Here is a 255-nt window from a genome sequence, read left to right as displayed (position 1 = left end):
AAGACCGGGATAACTACCGGAAACGGTAGCTAATACCGGATAATTTATCGCTTCGCATGGAGCGGTAATGAAAGACGGAGCAATCTGTCACTTACGGATGGGCCTGCGGCGCATTAGCTGGTTGGTGGGGTAACGGCTCACCAAGGCGACGATGCGTAGCCGACCTGAGAGGGTGAACGGCCACACTGGGACTGAGACACGGCCCAGACTCCTACGGGAGGCAGCAGTAGGGAATCTTCCGCAATGGGCGAAAGC

Annotated in this window: 1 rRNA gene; it reads left to right on the top strand. The window is 56.9% G+C overall.

Annotated features, from left to right (window positions below):
- Nucleotides 1-255: ribosomal RNA gene (locus KI367_RS26940) — 16S ribosomal RNA — on the top strand; the annotation flags it as partial.

It is taken from the genome of Paenibacillus cookii (assembly GCF_018333375.1).
GTDB classification, from domain to species: domain Bacteria; phylum Bacillota; class Bacilli; order Paenibacillales; family Paenibacillaceae; genus Paenibacillus_AQ; species Paenibacillus_AQ cookii.
This window is presented reverse-complemented; position numbering and strand designations above follow the sequence as displayed.